Below are 17,536 nucleotides of genomic sequence, written 5' to 3'. Positions count from 1 at the left end.
ATGCTCGGCCAGCCTTCTCCGGCTCGTCAGTCCTGCTGTCTACGCTTGCCCAGAGCGGGTCGAAGGGCACTCGCGAGCCATCTGTAGGGAGCACCAGCGAGTGTCGACACTGACTGACCTCATCGCACGAGCCAAGGCCAAGGACCCCGCATTGGGGAGGGACCTGGAGAAGGAGGTCGGGGCGCTAATGAAGCGGCGCACCTTCGGCCTGGTCTTCGAGCAGCACCAGCCGGAGGCTGTGGAGTTGCCCGGCAGACGGGTGCGTCGCGGTGACAAGGTGCGCGTGCTGCCACCTCGCGGAGAGGTTAAGGGCGGCGATGACCGGCTCTGGCGGGTTGAGCGCATCGAGCGTGCTGACGGCTCGCGGGTGGGGCACCTCTCCGAAATCGGCGCGGATGAGCCGGAGGAGCAAGCGGTCCTCGTGGATGACCTGGTGGTCGTGGCTGAGTTCAAGGACCGCATCTACCCCGGCCTGGTGGAGACGGGGCGCGTGGAGCGGGGTGGCGAGAAGCCCTTCCACACGGTGGTCAACGCAGAGAACTATCACGCGCTAGAGATGCTGACCTACACGCACCGGCACTCCGTCGACGCGATCTACATCGACCCGCCATACAACACCGGTGCCAAAGACTGGAAGTACAACAACAACTACGTCGAAGGTGACGACGACTACCGCCACTCGAAGTGGCTCGCATTCATGGAGCGCAGGCTGGAGATCGCGAAGGAACTGCTCAATCCCGAGGACTCGGTGCTCATCGTCACGATTGACGAGAAGGAGTACCTGCGGCTGGGACTGCTGCTGGAACAGACGTTCCCAGGCGCAGATATTCAGATGGTCTCCGCAGTTATAAACCGTGCGGGGTCGTCGCGCGGCGGGAGATTCGCGAGGGTGGACGAGTACCTCTTCTATGTATTCTTAGGGGATGCTCAGGTGTCTCCGTGGATTTCGACGATGCTGGAATCAGAGGAGTCTGATTCAGCGGATGCGATGCCGACCGTGTGGTTCACAGCAGTGCGCCGAGGGACGGCTTCCGCAGAACGGGCCGCTCGGCCCGGGCTCTTCTACCCGGTGATCATCGACAAAAGCGATGGCACCCTTATTCGCGTCCAGGACGCACTTCCAATCTCCGCGACACGCGCTGAGGCTGAGGCCGAACTCGCACCCTCGGAGGTTGCGATATGGCCACTTTCGCGAGGGGGCAAGGAGCAGACCTGGCGATTCTCTGCGGAAAGAATGCGGGAGTACTTTAAGGCTGGCACTGCACGGTTGGGGAAGCGAGACAGCGCAACGGGCCTTCGGCCAGTTACATATCTTCAGCCGGGGACATTGCGAAACATTCAGAACGGAACCTTCGTGGTGTCAGGGCGGTCGCCCGAGGGCTATTTACAGTTGACTCAAGGCACGCAGCAAAAAGTAGTGACCCCTCGCACGGTCTGGAATCGAACTGGGCACTTTGCACGGGACCATGGCTCCCATTTGATTAAAGGAATGCTCGGCGAAAAGAGGTTCGATTTCCCCAAGTCGCTCTATTCCGTGGAGGACGCGCTCCGTTTCGTGCTCAAGGATAAGCCCGACGCCAGAGTACTCGACTTCTTTTCTGGATCAGGCACGACGGCGCACGCAGTCATGCGCCTGAACAGGCAGGACGGTGGTGCCCGACAGTGCATCTCGCTGACGAACAACGAGGTGAGTGCAAGTGAGCAGAGGACGCTGCGTGAACAGGGGCTACGTCCGGGCGACGGTAAGTGGGAGGCCCTGGGCATCTGCGACTACGTGACCAAGCCGCGGGTCACGGCGGCGATCACGGGGAGGACGCCGGCGGGCGAGCCGATCAAGGGCGACTACAAGTTCACCGACGAGTTCCCCATGAGCGATGGGTTCGAGGAGACGCAGCCTTCTTCACGTTGACCTACGAGGACCCGCTGTCGGTACGGCACGACCGTGCGTTCGCGAGGATCGCGCCGATGTTGTGGCTGCGCGCTGGCTCAGTTGGTCGCGTGATCGAGGAAGTCGGTGACGAAGGGTGGGACGTTGCTGAGTCCTACGGCGTCCTGCGGGACCTGGACAAGATGCCAGACTTCCTGGGTCGCGTCGCAGAGGTCGAGACAGTGGGGACCGCGTTCATCGTGACCGACAGCGACGCGGCATTCCAGATGGCGTGCCGCGACCTGCCTTCTAGAGTGACCCCGGTCCGGCTCTACGAGTCGTACTTGAACAACTTCGCCATCAACCGGAGGTCCTGACGATGCGATACACCCTGAAGGACTACCAGGCAGAGGCTGTCCGAGAAGCGCTTCAGCGGCTGACGCAGGCTCGGGACATGCACCACCGCTTCGACTCGCTCTCGCAGTTCTCGCTTGCGGCGACGACGGGTGCGGGTAAGACGGTCATGGCAGCGGCAATCATCGAGGCGCTGTTCTTCGGCTCAGACGAGTTCGACTTCCAGGCCGATCCCGGCGCGACGGTGCTGTGGTTCTCTGATTCCCCAGACCTGAACGAGCAGTCGCGGGCCCGCATCCAGGCAGCAGCGAGTGAGTTGGACTCACGTCTGCGGGTCGTGGAGGCCACCTTCTCAGAGCCCTCGTTCAAGCCGGGGATGGTGTACTTCCTCAACGCGCAGAAGTTGTCGAAGAACTCGCGACTCGTGCGTGGTGAGCGGACGTCTCCCGGGCAGGAGCGGCTGTTCGAGCCGGCCCCGGACATGGTGCAGCAGACGATCTACGACGTGATCTCGAACACCGTGCAGTCGGAGGGCAGGACGCTTTACTTCATCCTGGATGAGGCGCACCGGGGGATGAAGACCGCCTCGGACCGGCAGACCATCGTGCAGCGGCTTATCAACGGTGCCAACGGCACGCCCCCGATGCCAGTCGTCTTCGGCATCTCTGCCACGGTGGACCGCTTCACCGAGGCGATGAAGAAGGTCACGAATCGGACGGCGCTCCCTGCGGTCGAAGTGGACTCCTCGCTCGTTCAGGCCTCTGGCTTGCTGAAGGACGACATCGTGCTGACCATCCCGAAGGAGAAGGGCGTCTTCGACACGACCCTGCTGCGACGGGCTGTGCAGAAGGTCAAAGAGTCCACCGAAGTGTGGGCTGCCTACGGGGTCGAGCAGGAAGAGCCCGACCCGGTGGTGCCGCTCATGGTGGTCCAGATGGGCGATGCCCCGTCGCAGGACGACCTGACCCAGGTGCTCGACGTGATCTACGACGAATGGCCGGACCTGCCGGGCGATGCGGTGGCGCACGTCTTCGGCTCCCACGCTGACCTCCTCGTCGGGCAGCAGCCTGTCCCCTACGTTGAGCCGCAGCGAGTGCAGGACGCGACGCATATCCGGGTGCTGCTGGCCATCGAGGCGATCTCCACGGGGTGGGACTGCCCACGGGCGGAGGTGCTCGTGTCGTTCCGCACCAGGAACGAGCCAACCTACATCCACCAGTTGCTGGGGCGCATGCTGCGCACGCCGTTGGCCCGGCGCATCTCCGGCAACGAGGTCCTCAACTCGGTCGACTGCCTGCTGCCGCACTTCGACCGCGAGACGTCCACGGGCATCGCGCAAATGCTTATGAAGGGCAAGACCGCCATCAACCCGGAAGACGGCGACGACGAGGAAGACACCACACGCAGGGTGCTCTTCGACCCGGTGCGGCTCGACCAGAACCCTGGTGTCCCGCAGGAGGTCTGGGACCTGCTCGTGACGATCCCCTCGGTGACCATCCCCAAGGCCCATGTCAAGCCGATCAGGCGACTGGACGCCCTGGCTATCGCGCTGTCCAACGACAGAAGCGTTCCTGGCGCGGTCGATCAGGCGCGACAGCACCTGTGCAAGGTCCTCGACGGTCAGGCAGCCCAGCACGACGAGAAGGTCGCGTCCGCGCGCACCGATGTCCTCACGATGACCGGCGAGGAGGTACGCGGTCGCCTCGGCGCAGAAGGCTTCTCCTACGACGCCTTCGAGATGAGCGCGGACGAACGCGCCATCCACGACTCCTACCGGCTTGCTGGACAGGCGCTCACACCCGCCCTGGCCAAGGCCTACGTGGAGCACGACACACCTCCGGACGCTGAGCCCGAGGAACTGCTGGAGGCCGAGATCACGGTCGCCTCTCTCGGTGCGGTCTCAGAGGTCGTGAGCGCCGTCGAGCGCGCCGCAGACGACCTCGCCAAGAAGTGGCTCAGCGAGACCCGCGTTGCCCGCAAGGGGCTCCCAGACGAGCGCCAGGCCGAGTACGACCGCCTCGAAGGTATGTCGACCGAGCCCGAGCGGATAACCCTGACCGAGCCGAAGACGGCGCAAGCCGACACCAAGGTCCGTGAGAAGGACGGCACCGAGCGCGACCTCCCTACCCGCCGTCTGCATCTCATGGCAGCCAAAGGCGGCACGTACCCCATCGACCTCAACGACTGGGAGCGCAAGGTCCTCGACTCCGAGATGAAGCAGCCAGGCTTCGCCGCCTGGTATCGCAACCCATCCCGCGCCACCAAGGAGTCTCTCGCAGTCGCCTACAAGGACGCCGAAGGGACCTGGCGAGCGCTACGCCCAGACTTCATCTTCTTCGCCACCCAGCACGACGGCACCCATGTCGCAGACCTGGTGGACCCGCACGGGCACCACCTCGCAGACGCGCTGCCCAAGTTGCGCGGTCTGGTCGAGTTCGCAGAGCAGTTCGGCGGCGACTTCCGACGCATCGAGTCCGTGGCCGAGACCAACGGAAGGTTGCGCGCCCTCGACCTCACGAAGGCCAATGTTCGGCAGGCCATCCGTGACGCGACCAGCGCCAAGGGGCTGTACGAGTCCGACGCAGCGAGTGACTACTGAGATGGCCGAGAAACCGGACGAACCAGAGGACGAGTCGATACATGACGGTGGCCATGCCCCACCCAACTTCGGCTCGGACGCAGCGGGCGTGAGCAGGAGGCCTGGGGCGAGATTGACTCCCTCGTTCGACCTACGGGAGATCATGCCTGCGTTCGACTTCAACGCAGTGATGGCGCCACACCTAGAGAGCCTCAGACGTCTGGTGGCTCCCGACTTCACAGCAGCGCTATATCCCGCACTTCAGAACCTTCAACGAGTGGCGGTTCCGGACCTGACGGCGGCGGTCACTCCCGCACTTCAGAACCTTCAGAATAGTTTTGTCACCTCTGGCCTACTCGACAACATCAGCGCGATCACTGCGGAACTAGGCTCGCAGTATGAAGCGCTCTTAGAGTCGCTTCGGGTCAACCTGGAGCCACTGTTCGACACCGGCTTTTTCGATGGTCTGAACCGGCGGCTACTCCCGCCGAACCTACGCTCAGCCAGCGACACGATTACTATGGAGGAGGTGCACGACTTCGTTGAGTCGGAAGGTATCCCGCTGTACCTAGTGCCACGTGCCGCTATTGGGGTCAGGCTCGTTCAGGCGTCTTCACGTGCAGGTCGACGGCAGGTGCTGAGCGACCGGTTCGACGCCATCGTCCAGGACTGCACCGCCGTCATCGACGGCTCCGATGACCCCATGCTGGCGACGGCGGTTCACTTTGTCCGCGATGGACTGGGCGCACTACGTGGAGGGCACTATGCCTCTGCGCAAGCGATCTTCACTCTTGTGCTCGACACGCTGATTATGGAGTTCTACCCGGACCGCGACCAGCGGCGGAAGATCACGAACCGCAAGCGCGGCAGCAAGCAAGTGCCAGATCTCATTGATGAGATGGGACTCCGCGAGGCGTATGTTTGGCTTCCGATCTGGAACGCGCACGAGCAGTTTTGGAAAGACAAGGGAGACTCCGTTCCCTACACGTTCTCGCGGCACGCCAGTGTGCACGGTGCTTCGAGGAGGCAGTACAGCAAACGGAACTGCGTGCAAGTCCTCATGCTCGCCACGAGTCTGATCGGATATGCAGATCAACTCGCGAAGAACTATCGCGCTGAGAAACTATCAGCCTGACTTAGTAAGTGTCATTCATCGGTCACTAATTGTCTCGCACTCAGCGGCTCCACGCCATTATGCCGGTCACTCATCAATACGTTGCCGTGGCGGCTGATCCTTCCCTCCAGAGCCACGGTCGTGCGACGCTTCATCCAGTCCAGAGCATCATCGAAGCGTTGATCCTCAGTCACCCGGACACTCACGTGGGTGCTGCGCGACTTCCGGAAAGTGTCGATGGTGACGGTGCCTCCCTGCTCAGGGTCGCGAGCCACGGCGACGATGGGGCCGGTCAGAATCTCGATGCCCGGGTCTTGTGTCTCGTTGCGAAGCACCTTGGCCACCGCCTCGACGCGGGGGGCAGCGGCAGCGGGAATGGAGACCTTATTCAGGTTCTCAGGATGGGGTCCCGCAACCGGTGCCCACTGGAACTCTGCGCCGAACTCAGCAACGGCCTCCGCCGACAGGACATGGTGCAGTGCGGTGGCAAACTCTGCGCTGACCCCGGCGAAAATCAGGTTTAGGGCATCCTCCTGACGTGGCTCGCGTTCGGGCGTCACGACCACCTCGTGGACCTTGGTGAGGGCTTCCGCGAAGGTACGCATGACCCGTCGCTCCACCGGCTCCGGTGGTGCAGCATCGACCAAGACAGTGTCGACGGGGACCGGCTCGCTCACAGGTAGGAGCAGCGGGATGATGAACGACCCCCGCTTCGTATGAGCCATCCGAGCCGTGCCCGCGATCTCGTCGGCATCCTTGTTGTAGTTGCCCCTGATCTGCGCCCGCACCTTCATGGACGTGGTTGCGCAGGACCTGAACATCCGCCACGCGTCACGCATCATCGCGGTTCCGGCCTCGTAGGGGATCGTGTCCGTGATCACCAGGTCGTTCGCCGCCCGGAGGTTGGCCACGTCGGTCGACATGAACAGGATGTCTGCGACGACCTGCTCCACCGTCACTCGCTCAACCTCGGCCAGGCGCGCGGTGATCGAGCGCCAATCAAGGGAGCCTTCCTTCACCTCATGTGGCACTGCCACGGACAGGTCGGTCTCCTCGTGGTCCCAAAGCCGTCCGGCCGCGCCAGCATCGCGAAGGGACGCCCAACCGTGGCTTTGGAGGTAGAGCGCCAGGTTGCGGTGGAGGTCTGTCATGCCGCCCCTCCTGTGAAGAATCGCCGGACCTGTTCGTCCCAAACCTGAAATGTGTCCAGGTGGAGCCGACTCTGCACGGGCACTCTGACAGTCCCGGGCTGAGCGTCGTTGACCTGCGTCCAGTAGGCGTGCGCATGCCAGATGGTGGACCGCTCGGCATGCCTCACCATGCACGCAAAGTCCTTGCGGGACAGGACGACGAGGACGAGGTACACAGGAAGCCCTTGGTCTGACCACTTCGCACACCACTCGGCCTTGACTGGCACAGAGTAGGTACCGTCCTTGTTCCGTCGCTGAGAGGTGCCAGTCTTCACCTGAACGGTGACTGGAGACTTCCGAAGGTGCACCGTGAGATCAACGGCTCCGTAGTCCTCGCCGGGTGAGGTCTCTTCGTTGCGAATGCCAGCCTGTGCGGCGAGACTCCGCACGTAATATGCCCCGATCCTCCCGATCCGGTCCGCTGACGCGATGTCCCCCGGCGGAGGGGACGACGGACCGGCTGACATGAACGAAGTCTAGGCCGTGTGACCGCTAAAGCGACCGGAGCGGCACCAACCCGTCAGGAGTGAGGACGAGATACTGGCAACCGCTGGCTCGCGTCCCCCACACCGGGTCAGAGCCAAGAAGGGCCAGTTGAGAGAAGCGGGCAACCTGGGGGGCTTCGCTCGGCAGAGCCAGAGCGGTTGTGCACCGCCAGCGAACAAGGTCGAGGACCGTGCCGCGAACTGTGACAGATATTTGCGAAGAATGTTGCCGTCGTCCCTGTCGCATCTATCTGTCATACGAAGCGAACTAAGGTGTCAAGTATCTTGCGACGGGACACGGTCGGCGAGACGTCGCCTGACTGTTCTGGGTTCCCGTCCCGACGTCATCGCTCCTCCGCGTCGACCAGCCAGGCGGCGCCGACCGGCTCCAGCTCGAGCGCCAGCTGCACCGCCTCGTCCTCGGACCAGCCCGGCGCACGGCCGGTGCCGGTGCCGTCGCTGAGGCGTGCATGGCTCTCGCCGAGGTCGACGTAGACGACCCAGTGGTCATTCTCGGAATTCCGGTAGACACTGAGGCCGTCGCCGAGCCGCTCGCAGGGACGATGCTCGGTGAGCGAGGCGCAGTCTCCACCCTCCGGGCGCAGCGCCACGTCGAGGTAGGACACCTCCGGGTGCTCCCCGCGTGCCAGGGTGTATCGCACGTCGGTCCCGGAGAGCGCCGTCATCGTCGGTATGCGCAGATCGTCGCGGTCGACCGGCGCCACGAGCTCGACACCGAGCGCCTCGACCGCCTCCACCTCGGCGATCGCCGCCCGCCGGTCCTGCCGCTCCAGGACGAACCACGTGCCCAGGGCGAGAGCGGCCGCCACGCCCAGGGCGAGCAGGCCCGGCCACCAGCCGGGCTGCCGCTCCCCCGTGTCCTCGTCCCGCTCGCCCGGCCGCACCGCGGTGAGTCCGGCCACGACGGGCGCGAGCAGGACCAGCACGATCGAGAGCGTGTCGTCGACCTCGGCGAGCATCGCACCCGGCACGAGCAGCACCAGGGTCGTCGGCAGCCACCACCAGCGCATCCACCGCCGGGCGAGGACGGCCGCGACCAGGGCTCCCGCGAGCGCCCCGACGAGGGCTCCGCCGAAGAGGTGGTTCAGGCACTCCAGGCCGCCCTCGCAGGCCGCCGCGAGGGCGACCCCGACGCTGAAGCCGACGGCGCCCAGGAGCAGGACGAGCACGAACCAGGTCGCCAGGGCGGCGGCCAGGGCCTGCGCGCGGCCTATCCCGGGCACGGGGCGCCCTCGCAGCAGGGCCTGATCCACCCGCAGCCGTCGCACCGCTCGTGCGAGGTCTCCCAGCGCATCAGGGTGCCGCAGTTGGGGCAGGGCTCGGTCAGGTCCGCCATGGCGCCCAGTGTGGCAACCCCGCCGAGCACGGTCCGCCAGGCACGCCGCCGCACCCGCTCCCGCCGACCTCCGAGGCCCTGGGCGGCGTCGAGGTCGACCGAGCCCGACAGGCTCAGCCGGCCGCTGTGCCTCGCGCGGGTCGCGCGACCTCGGCCACCTGAGGCACACCACCGGTGCGCTACCAGTGCAAGGCGCCCGGAGGCTCACTACGCTCGGTGCATGGCGACCATCTTCACCAAGATCATCGAGGGCGACATCCCCGGCCACGTCGTGTGGAGCGACGAGGTGTGCGCCGCCTTCCTCGACATCGAGCCGTTGACCCCCGGTCACGTCCTGGTCGTGCCGCGGCAGGAGGTCGACCAATGGGTGGACCTGACGCAGGAGACGCTGGCCCATCTCATGGACGTCTGCGCGACCATCGGCCGTGCCCAGCAGCGCGTCTACGGCGCCGACAGGGTCGGCGTCATCGTCCAGGGCTTCGAGGTCCCGCACGCGCACGTCCACGTCTTCCCCACCTCCGACCCGGGGGACTTCGACCTCGGCCGCAAGGGGCCGCGGGACCAGGATGACCTCGCCGCGGACGCCGCCGCGCTGCGGGAGGAGCTGAACCGGTCCTGACCCACCTCGCGGACACGCCGCCCGGTCCCGGGTCGAGGCGCCGCCTTCCTGGGACAGTGGGGCGATGACCCAGAGCGCCGATCCCGAGCACGGCGACAGGCCCAACGACGGTTCCGACTACCACCGCGAGGTCGGCGACCTGTGGGACGAGGGGTATGCCGTCACCGGTCCGGTGGAGGCGCACGGGCGCTCGCTCGACTTCGGCCTGCTGCTCCTGCGCGCCGGCTCTCTCCTGCTGGTCCCGCAGGGACTCCACGCGGCGGCCGACATGCCCCGGTTCACGGCCCGGGTCGACGAGACCCTGCTCGGCTCCCAGGCCCCGGACTTCTTCGCCTGGGTCCTCATGCTGGCCGCCGTGGGGCTGCCCGTCCTGCTCCTCCTGGGACTGTTCACCCGCCCGTCCGCCTTCCTCCTCACCGCGCTGCTCGCGGCGGTGTGGACGCTCGGGGTGTTCCTGGCCGAGGGCTACCGGCCGCTCGCCGAGGACGGCTCCCTCACCGGCGCGACCGTCCTGCTGCTCGTGGCCCTCGTCCTCCCGTTGACCTTCACCGGGGCGGGACGGTGGTCCGTCGACAGCCTGCGCACCGGGGGTCGCCCCTAGGCGCTCGCTAGGCTGTCGCGGTGCGGTGCGACTACTTCGACGCGGGAGCGTGCCGGTCCTGCACCCTCATGGGGCAGCCGTACGCCGCCCAGCTCGCCGAGAAGCAGGCGTCCGTGGCCGCGACCCTGTCGGCGCACGTCGCCGGGCCGGCGTGGGCGGAGGCGGTGCCCAGCCGCGAGTCCCACTTCCGCAACAAGGCCAAGCTCGTGATCGGCGGGAGCAAGGCCGCCCCCACCGTGGGCATCCTCGACGCCGCCGGCCACGGCATCGACCTGCGGGGGTGCGGCCTCTACGAACCCGGCCTGGCCACCGTGGTGGAGTCCCTGCCCGCCCTGCTCGCCGACGCCGGGCTGACCCCCTACGACGTGCCGACCCGCCAGGGCGAGCTGAAGCACGTCCTGCTGACCCACTCCCCCGACGGCGCGCTCATGGCGCGGGTGGTCCTGCGCTCCCCCGGCCAGCGGCGGCGGGTGACCGGGCTCGTCGACGCCGTGCGCGCCCGCGCCGACCTGCCTCGCCTCCGGGTGGCCAGCATCAACCTGCAGCCGGCGCACGCGGCGGTGCTCGAGGGCCCCGAGGAGGAGCTGCTCACCGACGAGGCGACCCTGCCCATGCGGGTCGGCGAGGTCACCCTCCACCTCGGCACCCGGAGCTTCTTCCAGACCAACACCGCCGTCGCCACCGCCCTCTACGGCCAGGTCGCGGCGTGGGTGGCCGACCTCGCCCCGAGCGCCGTCTGGGACCTCTACTGCGGGGTCGGGGGCTTCGCCGTCCACGTGGCCGCGCCCGGTCGAGCTGTCACCGGGGTCGAGGTGTCCGCGGAGGCCGTCCGCGGCGCCCGGCGCAGCCGTGCCGACCTGAGCGCAGACACCGCCGCGGGACTGCGCTTCGTCGCCGCCGACGCGACCGACCATGCCCTGGCCGCGCCCCCGCAGGACCGGCCCGACCTGGTGGTGGTGAACCCGCCGCGGCGAGGGCTCGGCGAGACGCTGTCCCGCTGGCTGGACGGCTCCGGCATACCCCACGTCGTCTACTCCAGCTGCGCGTCGGCCACGCTGGCCGAGGACCTGGCCCGGATGCCCGCATACCGGGTGCGGCGGGCGCGGATGTTCGACATGTTCCCCCAGACCCGGCATCACGAGGTGGCCGTCCTGCTCTCGCGCCGCTGAGGCGGGTCGTCCGCTCGCCGGACCCGCGTCTCTGCCATGATGGGGGCTCCGCGACATCTCCGACGACGAGGAAGTGCCAGAGCGATGCCCAACACCTTCGAGGCCGTGTCCTCCGCCGGCCACGAGCGCAGCTCGGCCTTCCTGTCGGTGCCGGAGCCGGGCGCCGTGCTGGAGGACTACATGGAGCGCTCGCAGCTGCACCGTGGGTCGCTGCGCGAGCAGGACGGCTACACCGTGCCCTTCCGGGACGGCGGGCAGGTGCGCATCACCGTCCAGCAGGACGAGCGGACCGGTCTGCTGTTCGAGGTCGAGGCCCCCACCACCGAGCGCCGCGACTACATCGAGCGCGAGTCGACCAGGAGCTCGGCGCGGACGTCGGCGGCCTGGGCTGGGAACGCTCGCAGGACTGACCCCGTGGAGCTCGATCCGGAGCAGGTCAGGCCCTCGATCACCCGGTTGCGCCGTGCGCACGGGCAGCTGGCTGCCGTGATCCGGATGCTCGAGGAGGGGCGGGACTGCGAGGAGGTCGTGACCCAGCTGGCGGCGGTGAGCAAGGCCCTGGACCGGGCCGGTTACACCATCATCGCGAGCGGTCTGCGCCAGTGCCTGGCCGACGAGGACGGCGAGCTCGACCTTGCCCGGTTGGAGAAGCTCTTCCTCTCCCTCGCCTGAGCCACCGCCGGCTCAGGCGAACGGCGCGGGGTCGCCGGACCCGACGCGCAGCACCTCGGCATACCCCTCCGAGAGGTCGACCACGGTGGTCGGCTCGCAGCCCGTCTGGTCGCCGTCGACGACGACGTCGACCACGTGCTCCAGCCGCTCCTTGACCTCCCACCCGTAGCCCAGCGGCTCCTCCTCCCCCGGCATGAGCAACGTGCTGGTGAGCAGCGGTTCCCCCATCTCTGAGAGCAGCGCCCGGCAGATCGGGTCCTGGGGTATGCGCACGCCCACCGTCCGCTTCTTGGGGTGCAGGAGCCGCCGGGGCACCTCCTTGGTGGCGGGCAGGATGAAGGTGTAGCACCCGGGGGTCACCGCCTTGACGGCCCGGAAGACGGCGTTGTCCAGCTGCACGAACTGCCCGAGCTGGGAGAAGTCGGCGCACATGAGGGTGAAGTGGTGCCGCTCGTCGACCTGCCGGATCGCCACGATGCGCGCCTTGGCGTCCGGGTCGTCGAGATGCGCGCCGAGGCTGTAGCAGGCGTCCGTGGGGAAGGCCGCCAGACCGCCCTCCCGCAGCACCTGCGCCACCTGCGCGACGAGCCGGGGCTGCGGGTCGACCGGGTGGATGTCGAGGAAGCGTGCCATGGCTCAGGCTCTCACGGTCGCTGCACGCCCGCCCAGGAAGTGCCGCAGCGTCGCGGTGAAGGCCTCCGGCTGCTCGGAGTGGACCCAGTGCCCGGCGCCCTTGAGGGTGACCTGGACGGTGCGGGGGAAGAGCGCCCGCATCGGCCCCTCGTGCGCCTCGGTGATGTAGGGCGACTCCCCCCCGGCGATCCACAGCACCCGCCCCTCGAAGGTGCGGTCCTCGTGCGGGATGTCGCCGGTGATCGTCGGCAGGTCGCGACGGAGGACCTCGAGGTTCGGCTGCCAGCCGAAGGTCTGGGTCTCCGGGTCCCGCCGCAGGTTCTGGAGCAGGAAGCCGCGCAGGGCGGGCGACCCGACCGAGGCGGCGAGCTCGCGGTCCGCCTGCCCGTGCGAGGTGACGGCCGACAGGTCGAGCGCCAGCAGCGAGCCCAGCAGGTGCTCGAACTCGCTCACCTCCCCGGACCCGGTGGGGCTGATGTCGACGACGACGAGCCGGTCCACGAGGTGCGGCGCCAGCAGGGCCGCGGTCATCGCCGTCTTGCCACCCATCGAGTGGCCCACGAGGTGCACCGGCCCGTCGGTCGCCAGGTGCTCGAGCTGCTCCACGAGCAGCGCCGCCGCGGTGGCGTAGTCGATGCGCTCGGTCCAGGGCGAGCGGCCGTGGTCGGGCATGTCCAGCAGCACGCAGCGGAAGTCTGGCTGCAGCGCCTTGCCGATACCGGTGAAGTTGCGGCCCCGGCCCAGCAGGCCGTGGCAGAAGACGACGGTCGGGCTGCCGGGATCGCCGATGACGGTCTGCGCGAGCGGCCCGGCAGGGTCAGGGGTGCTCACCCGCCCCACCCTAGGCGTTAGGTGCCGGCGCCAGGGCCGGTGGGTCAGACCGGTGGCAGCGGCCTGCGCATCGCCGCCGTCTGGAGCTTGAGGCCGAAACCGAGCCGCTCGTAGAGCCGGGTGGCGCCCGTCAGGCTCTCGGAGTCCACGTCCAGCCCGATGAGGTCGTAGTCCCCGGACTCGGCGACCAGCCTCATCGACCGCGCGAGCGCGACGGCGGCGATCCCCCGGCCCCGGGCTGACGGGATGGTCCCGAGGATCGACACGTAGGCCTCACGGTCCACCCACTGCCCCAGCAGCACGTAGGCCAGCACCTGCCCGTCCAGCGGACCTCCCCGGCCGCGTGCGAGGGTGGACACCGCGGGACGGGAGCTGCGCGAGGTCCACATGTCCCGCCAGCGCTCGGCGTCGACCGGCCCCGACCCCCAGTGGTCGGCGAAGGCGGCGTTGTGGGCGAGCCTGGTGTCCTCCAGGTCGGCGTCGGTGGGGTCGACGAGCTCGACACCGGCGACCTCCCCCACGGCCGGCAGGTCGTCCAGGCCCCGGGTGAGGTAGTTGTAGTAACGGGCGACGGCATACCCGCGGTCCGCGAGCAGCACACGGGCGCTGGATCCCTCCAGCCCGCCGTCGGCCGAGAGGTACCCGGTGAGGTCCGGGTGCCGCTCCAGGGCCAGGTGCTCGGCCCGCGGCTCGGCCCGGTCCAGCAGCGCGCTGCCCAGCCCCCTGCCGCGGTGCTCCAGCCGCACGCCGCCACCGATGTACCCCCGCGACTGCCCGTCCCGGTCCGGCGTCCTGGGTGCGCTGACCGAGGCATACCCCACCATGGTGTTGCCGTCCCAGGCGGCCCACGTGTCCTGCTCCGGGTCGTGACCGGGTGCCTGCAGCTCCTCGGCCAGGTCCTCGGCGGACAGGAACTCCTCGGTGCCGTCCACGGTCGCCAGGTGGTTCACCAGGTCCGACCACGCCTCGACGTCGGCGGCGCCAGCGTGCTCCAGCGGTATGCGGTCCCGCTCGTCGTGTCGTGTGCCATGGGAGCAAGCGTGCCCGACACGACGTCGGCACCGCCACCGGTTTTCCCGTCGCCATCTGCGACGATGAGGGTCATGCGTGACCTGTGGCACTACATCGGCATCACGCCCGCCGGGGCGATCGCCGTGGTGCTCAGCACGATCACGATCTACTTCGTCTTCGGCGCCGTGCTGCGGCTGTGGGGACAACGTCTCTACTCCAGCCCCCGCAGCCTCGACCTCGCGATCGTCACCGTCCTCGGCGCGATCGTGGGTCGCTCGACGATGGGTCACGTGCCGACGCTCACCGGCGGGCTCATCGCGCTGGGCACGCTGGCCGGCCTCGAGGTGACCTTCCGCAACCTGCGACGGCTGCCGCTGCCGCAGCTCGACGCACAGTCACGCGCCCGCGCGGCGGTGCTGGTCGTGGCCGGCAAGGTGCAGAACGACACGCTGCGCAGCTACGGGCTGACCATGCCGATGCTGTGGAGCTCGCTGCGCCAGGCCGGCGTCAGCCACCTCTCCCAGGCCGCGTTGGTCGTGCTGGAGCCGAACGGGCAGATCTCCGTGGTCCGGGCCGGGCAGGCCATCCACCCCCGCGCGCTGCTCGGGGTCAAGGGCGCCCACCGGGTGCAGGAGCACCTGCGTGAGGCCGGGCACCTGCACGCCGGGCCGGCGGACCAGCCGCGGGCGGCCCCTCCCTCGGAGAATGCCACGGACTCCTCACCCCGCAGCGTGCCGGCGCCCGGTCAGCAGCCAGCTGACCAGGCCCAGGGCGAGCAGGCCGGACCCACCCAGGACGGCGGCCGTCGGCAGTGACACGGCGAGCAGCACGCAGCCGGCCAGACCGAGCGCCGGCACGACCGGCGCGCCCGGCCAGTCGCCGCGCAGTGTGAGCGCGCTGGCGTTGGCGACCCCGTAGTAGAGCAGGACGCCGAAGCTGGAGAAGCCGATGGCGCCACGCAGGTCTGCCACCAGGACGACCACGAGCACGACGACGCCGACGGCCAGCTCGGCGGCCCGGGGCACACCCCGCTCCCCCGACACCCGCGCGAGGCGTCGGGGCAGGTGCGCGTCTCGCGCCATCGCCACCGTGGTCCGCGAGACCCCCAGGACGAGGTTGAGCAGCGCCCCCAGAGCCGCGGCGCCTGCCACCAGGCGCAGCCCCCACGACCACAGGTCGGCGTCGTCCGGGACCGCCGCCGCGAGCAGCTCGGCGACGGGAGCCGACGCGCCGGCGATCCCGTCCACGCCGAGCACGCGGAGCAGGCTCGCCCCCAGCAGGAGGTAGAGCCCCAGCACGACCCCCAGCGAGACCAGCACGGCGCACGGGATGACGCGGCCCGGCTCGGTGACCTCCTCCGCCAGAGTCGCGATCCGGGCATACCCGGCGAAGGCGAAGAAGAAGAGCCCGGCACCCTCGAGCACACCCCACGGCTGCGCCGGCGACGCCATCTCGACCGCCGTGGTGGCGGGGTCCGCCCACAGCGCCGCCACGACCACGCCGAGCAGGGCGGCGATCGTCACCGACACCACGACCCGGGTCACGGCCGCCGACCGCTGCACCCCGAGCAGGTTGAGCCCGGTGACCACGACCACCGAGACCACGGCGGCGACGCGCTCCCGGCCCGGCGCGAGATAGGACGCCGCGGTCATCGCCATGGCCGCGCACGACGCGCACTTGCCGACGATGAACATCCACCCGGCGAGATAGCCCCAGAGCGGCCCCAGCCGCTCCCGGCCGTAGACGTAGGTCCCCCCGGCGACGGGATGACGCACGGCCAGCGCCGCCGACGACAGGGCGTTGCACGTCGCGACGGCTCCGGCGAGGACGACGGCCAGCAGCATCCCGGTGCCCGCGGCCGAGGCCGCCGGCGCCCAGGCCGCGAAGACCCCGGCACCGAGCATGGCACCCAGCCCCACGGTGACGGCGTCACCGACCCCCAGGGAGCGGCGCAGCGAGCTCCCGGACATCCGGGGTGGTCAGCGTAGGTCGAAGTCGACCGGGGTCGGCAGCGCCACGGTGCGCGACACGGTGCACAGGCGGTCCCGAGACATGGCCACGGCCTCGGGCAGCCGCTCCCGCGCCGCGTCGCCGTCCTCGCCCTCGGGAAAGGTCACCTGGACGGTCACGGTGACCGGCCCTAGGTGGTTGCCGTCCTCGTCGCGCACCTTGTCCGCACCGGCGGAGATCTCGAAGGAGTCGGGCCGGGCCTTGCGGGAGGTCAGCAGGTCGATGTCGATCCCGGAGCATCCGGCGATCCCGGCCAGGAGCAGCTCCACCGGCGTGAAGGCCGTGCCGTCCTCGCCGGCCCCGTCGCCGACCGGGATGCTCCCTCCCCGGGCGTTGCGGGCCTCGAAGTGGCCCGGGCCGGTGCGGGTCAGGGACACCGAGCGGTGCGGATCGTCAGCCATACCCGTAGTCTGCCAGGGATGAGCGACACGACGCCGGAGATCCCCGGACCCGCCATCCCCCCGCACCAGCTCATCCTCATCCGGCACGGCGAGACCGAGTGGTCGAAGTCCGGTCAGCACACCGGTCTGACCGACCTGCCGCTGCTCCCCGAGGGCGAGGAGGCCGCCGCCGGTCTGCAGCAGGTGCTGGGCGACCGCAGCTTCTCGCACGTCCGCTGCTCACCGCTGCAGCGGGCTCGCCGCACCGCGGAGCTGGCGGGGCTGAGCATCGACGAGATCGACGAGGACCTGCGGGAGTGGGACTACGGCGGCTACGAGGGGCGCAGCACCCCCGACATCCGGTCCGAGCTCGGCTACCGGTGGAACGTCTTCCACCACCAGATCGTCCCGGGGGACACCCCGGGTGAGACGGTCGAGCAGGTCGCCGCCCGCGCGAGCGTCGTCCTGGAGCGCATCTGGCCGCACCTCTTCGACGGCGACGTCGCGCTGGTCGGGCACGGCCACGCGCTGCGTATCCTCACCAGCGTCTACCTGCGGCAGGCGCCTCGCTTCGGCCAGCACCTGACCTTCCAGGTGGGCTCGGTCGGCATCCTCGGCCACCACCGCGAGCAGCCCACGGTCGAGGCCTGGAACCACCGCTGAGC

Annotated in this window: 18 protein-coding genes; 10 read left to right on the top strand and 8 right to left on the bottom strand. The window is 68.8% G+C overall.

Translation table 11 applies throughout. The annotated features are described in order from the left end of the window. Positions 1 to 100: 100 nt before the first annotated feature. From BJF86_RS14910 to BJF86_RS17120, 4 genes are read left to right on the top strand one after another with little or no spacing between them, the layout of a single operon-like run. A complete protein-coding gene (locus BJF86_RS14910; RefSeq protein ID WP_202817365.1) occupies positions 101 to 1,909 on the top strand; it encodes a site-specific DNA-methyltransferase in 1,809 nt (602 codons plus the stop codon). After that, positions 1,906 to 2,244 carry a hypothetical protein gene (locus BJF86_RS18420; RefSeq protein WP_202817364.1) on the top strand — a complete coding sequence of 113 codons (339 nt, stop codon included), beginning with the start codon at positions 1,906 to 1,908 and terminating at the stop codon, positions 2,242 to 2,244. Before BJF86_RS14910 ends, BJF86_RS18420 begins: the two co-directional genes overlap by 4 nt. A gap of 2 nt (positions 2,245 to 2,246) precedes the next feature. Beyond that, the gene (locus tag BJF86_RS14905; protein WP_075820062.1) at positions 2,247 to 4,820 is read left to right on the top strand and encodes a DEAD/DEAH box helicase; all 2,574 of its coding nucleotides are present in this window, start codon (positions 2,247 to 2,249) and stop codon (positions 4,818 to 4,820) included. Between the two features lies 1 nt (position 4,821). Then, positions 4,822 to 5,934: a hypothetical protein gene (locus tag BJF86_RS17120; protein WP_083653183.1), complete on the top strand. Its 1,113-nt coding sequence runs from the start codon at positions 4,822 to 4,824 to the stop codon at positions 5,932 to 5,934. Between the two features lie 11 nt (positions 5,935 to 5,945). Here BJF86_RS17120 and BJF86_RS14895 read toward each other — a convergent pair whose 3' ends face one another. From BJF86_RS14895 to BJF86_RS14885, 3 genes are all read right to left on the bottom strand, one after another. Next, entirely contained in the window at positions 5,946 to 7,064 is a 1,119-nt protein-coding gene (locus BJF86_RS14895; RefSeq protein WP_075820060.1) for a hypothetical protein, read from the bottom strand. Beyond that, the gene (locus BJF86_RS19910) at positions 7,061 to 7,570 is read right to left on the bottom strand and encodes a DUF4365 domain-containing protein (RefSeq protein ID WP_075820058.1); all 510 of its coding nucleotides are present in this window, start codon (positions 7,568 to 7,570) and stop codon (positions 7,061 to 7,063) included. Before BJF86_RS19910 ends, BJF86_RS14895 begins: the two co-directional genes overlap by 4 nt. A 362-nt stretch (positions 7,571 to 7,932) precedes the next feature. Next, positions 7,933 to 8,832, bottom strand: coding sequence for a hypothetical protein (locus BJF86_RS14885; protein WP_143553872.1), 900 nt, complete (start codon positions 8,830 to 8,832; stop codon positions 7,933 to 7,935). A gap of 333 nt (positions 8,833 to 9,165) precedes the next feature. On the opposite strand from BJF86_RS14885, the gene BJF86_RS14880 reads away from it, so the two are divergent. From BJF86_RS14880 to BJF86_RS14865, 4 genes are all read left to right on the top strand, one after another. After that, complete coding sequence (locus BJF86_RS14880; RefSeq protein WP_075820054.1) at positions 9,166 to 9,564, top strand: HIT family protein; 399 nt, start codon at positions 9,166 to 9,168, stop codon at positions 9,562 to 9,564. 64 nt (positions 9,565 to 9,628) lie between these two features. Then, positions 9,629 to 10,165: a DoxX family membrane protein gene (locus tag BJF86_RS14875; protein ID WP_022923935.1), complete on the top strand. Its 537-nt coding sequence runs from the start codon at positions 9,629 to 9,631 to the stop codon at positions 10,163 to 10,165. Between the two features lie 20 nt (positions 10,166 to 10,185). Next, entirely contained in the window at positions 10,186 to 11,334 is a 1,149-nt protein-coding gene (locus BJF86_RS14870) for a methyltransferase domain-containing protein (RefSeq protein WP_075820052.1), read from the top strand. A gap of 414 nt (positions 11,335 to 11,748) precedes the next feature. Continuing rightward, a complete protein-coding gene (locus BJF86_RS14865) occupies positions 11,749 to 12,006 on the top strand; it encodes a metal-sensitive transcriptional regulator (protein WP_075820232.1) in 258 nt (85 codons plus the stop codon). 12 nt (positions 12,007 to 12,018) lie between these two features. Here BJF86_RS14865 and BJF86_RS14860 read toward each other — a convergent pair whose 3' ends face one another. From BJF86_RS14860 to BJF86_RS17660, 3 genes are read right to left on the bottom strand one after another with little or no spacing between them, the layout of a single operon-like run. Further along, a complete protein-coding gene (locus tag BJF86_RS14860; RefSeq protein WP_075820050.1) occupies positions 12,019 to 12,639 on the bottom strand; it encodes an L-threonylcarbamoyladenylate synthase in 621 nt (206 codons plus the stop codon). 3 nt (positions 12,640 to 12,642) lie between these two features. Further along, on the bottom strand, positions 12,643 to 13,470 hold the full coding sequence (locus tag BJF86_RS14855; protein ID WP_075820048.1) for an alpha/beta fold hydrolase: 828 nt from the start codon (positions 13,468 to 13,470) through the stop codon (positions 12,643 to 12,645). A 44-nt stretch (positions 13,471 to 13,514) separates the two neighbouring features. Next, complete coding sequence (locus BJF86_RS17660; protein ID WP_075820046.1) at positions 13,515 to 14,420, bottom strand: GNAT family N-acetyltransferase; 906 nt, start codon at positions 14,418 to 14,420, stop codon at positions 13,515 to 13,517. A 153-nt stretch (positions 14,421 to 14,573) separates the two neighbouring features. Between BJF86_RS17660 and BJF86_RS14845 the strand changes: the two genes are divergently transcribed. Next, a complete protein-coding gene (locus tag BJF86_RS14845; protein WP_075820044.1) occupies positions 14,574 to 15,296 on the top strand; it encodes a DUF421 domain-containing protein in 723 nt (240 codons plus the stop codon). Here BJF86_RS14845 and BJF86_RS14840 read toward each other — a convergent pair. Both BJF86_RS14840 and BJF86_RS14835 read right to left on the bottom strand, forming a co-directional pair. After that, positions 15,201 to 16,451: an APC family permease gene (locus BJF86_RS14840; protein WP_075820042.1), complete on the bottom strand. Its 1,251-nt coding sequence runs from the start codon at positions 16,449 to 16,451 to the stop codon at positions 15,201 to 15,203. The genes BJF86_RS14845 and BJF86_RS14840 overlap by 96 nt on opposite strands. A 9-nt stretch (positions 16,452 to 16,460) precedes the next feature. Next, positions 16,461 to 16,892, bottom strand: a complete 432-nt coding sequence (locus BJF86_RS14835) for an OsmC family protein (protein ID WP_022923927.1) — start codon at positions 16,890 to 16,892, stop codon at positions 16,461 to 16,463. Positions 16,893 to 16,910: 18 nt separating this feature from the next. Here BJF86_RS14835 and BJF86_RS14830 point away from each other — a divergent pair, with 18 nt between their 5' ends. Continuing rightward, the gene (locus tag BJF86_RS14830; RefSeq protein ID WP_075820040.1) at positions 16,911 to 17,534 is read left to right on the top strand and encodes a histidine phosphatase family protein; all 624 of its coding nucleotides are present in this window, start codon (positions 16,911 to 16,913) and stop codon (positions 17,532 to 17,534) included. Positions 17,535 to 17,536 lie beyond the last annotated feature (2 nt).

Source organism: Serinicoccus sp. CNJ-927 (genome assembly GCF_001942435.1).
Classification (GTDB): domain Bacteria; phylum Actinomycetota; class Actinomycetes; order Actinomycetales; family Dermatophilaceae; genus Ornithinicoccus; species Ornithinicoccus marinus.
Note: the sequence above shows the minus strand (reverse complement) of the source record. Positions and strands in the feature narration are given on the sequence as shown.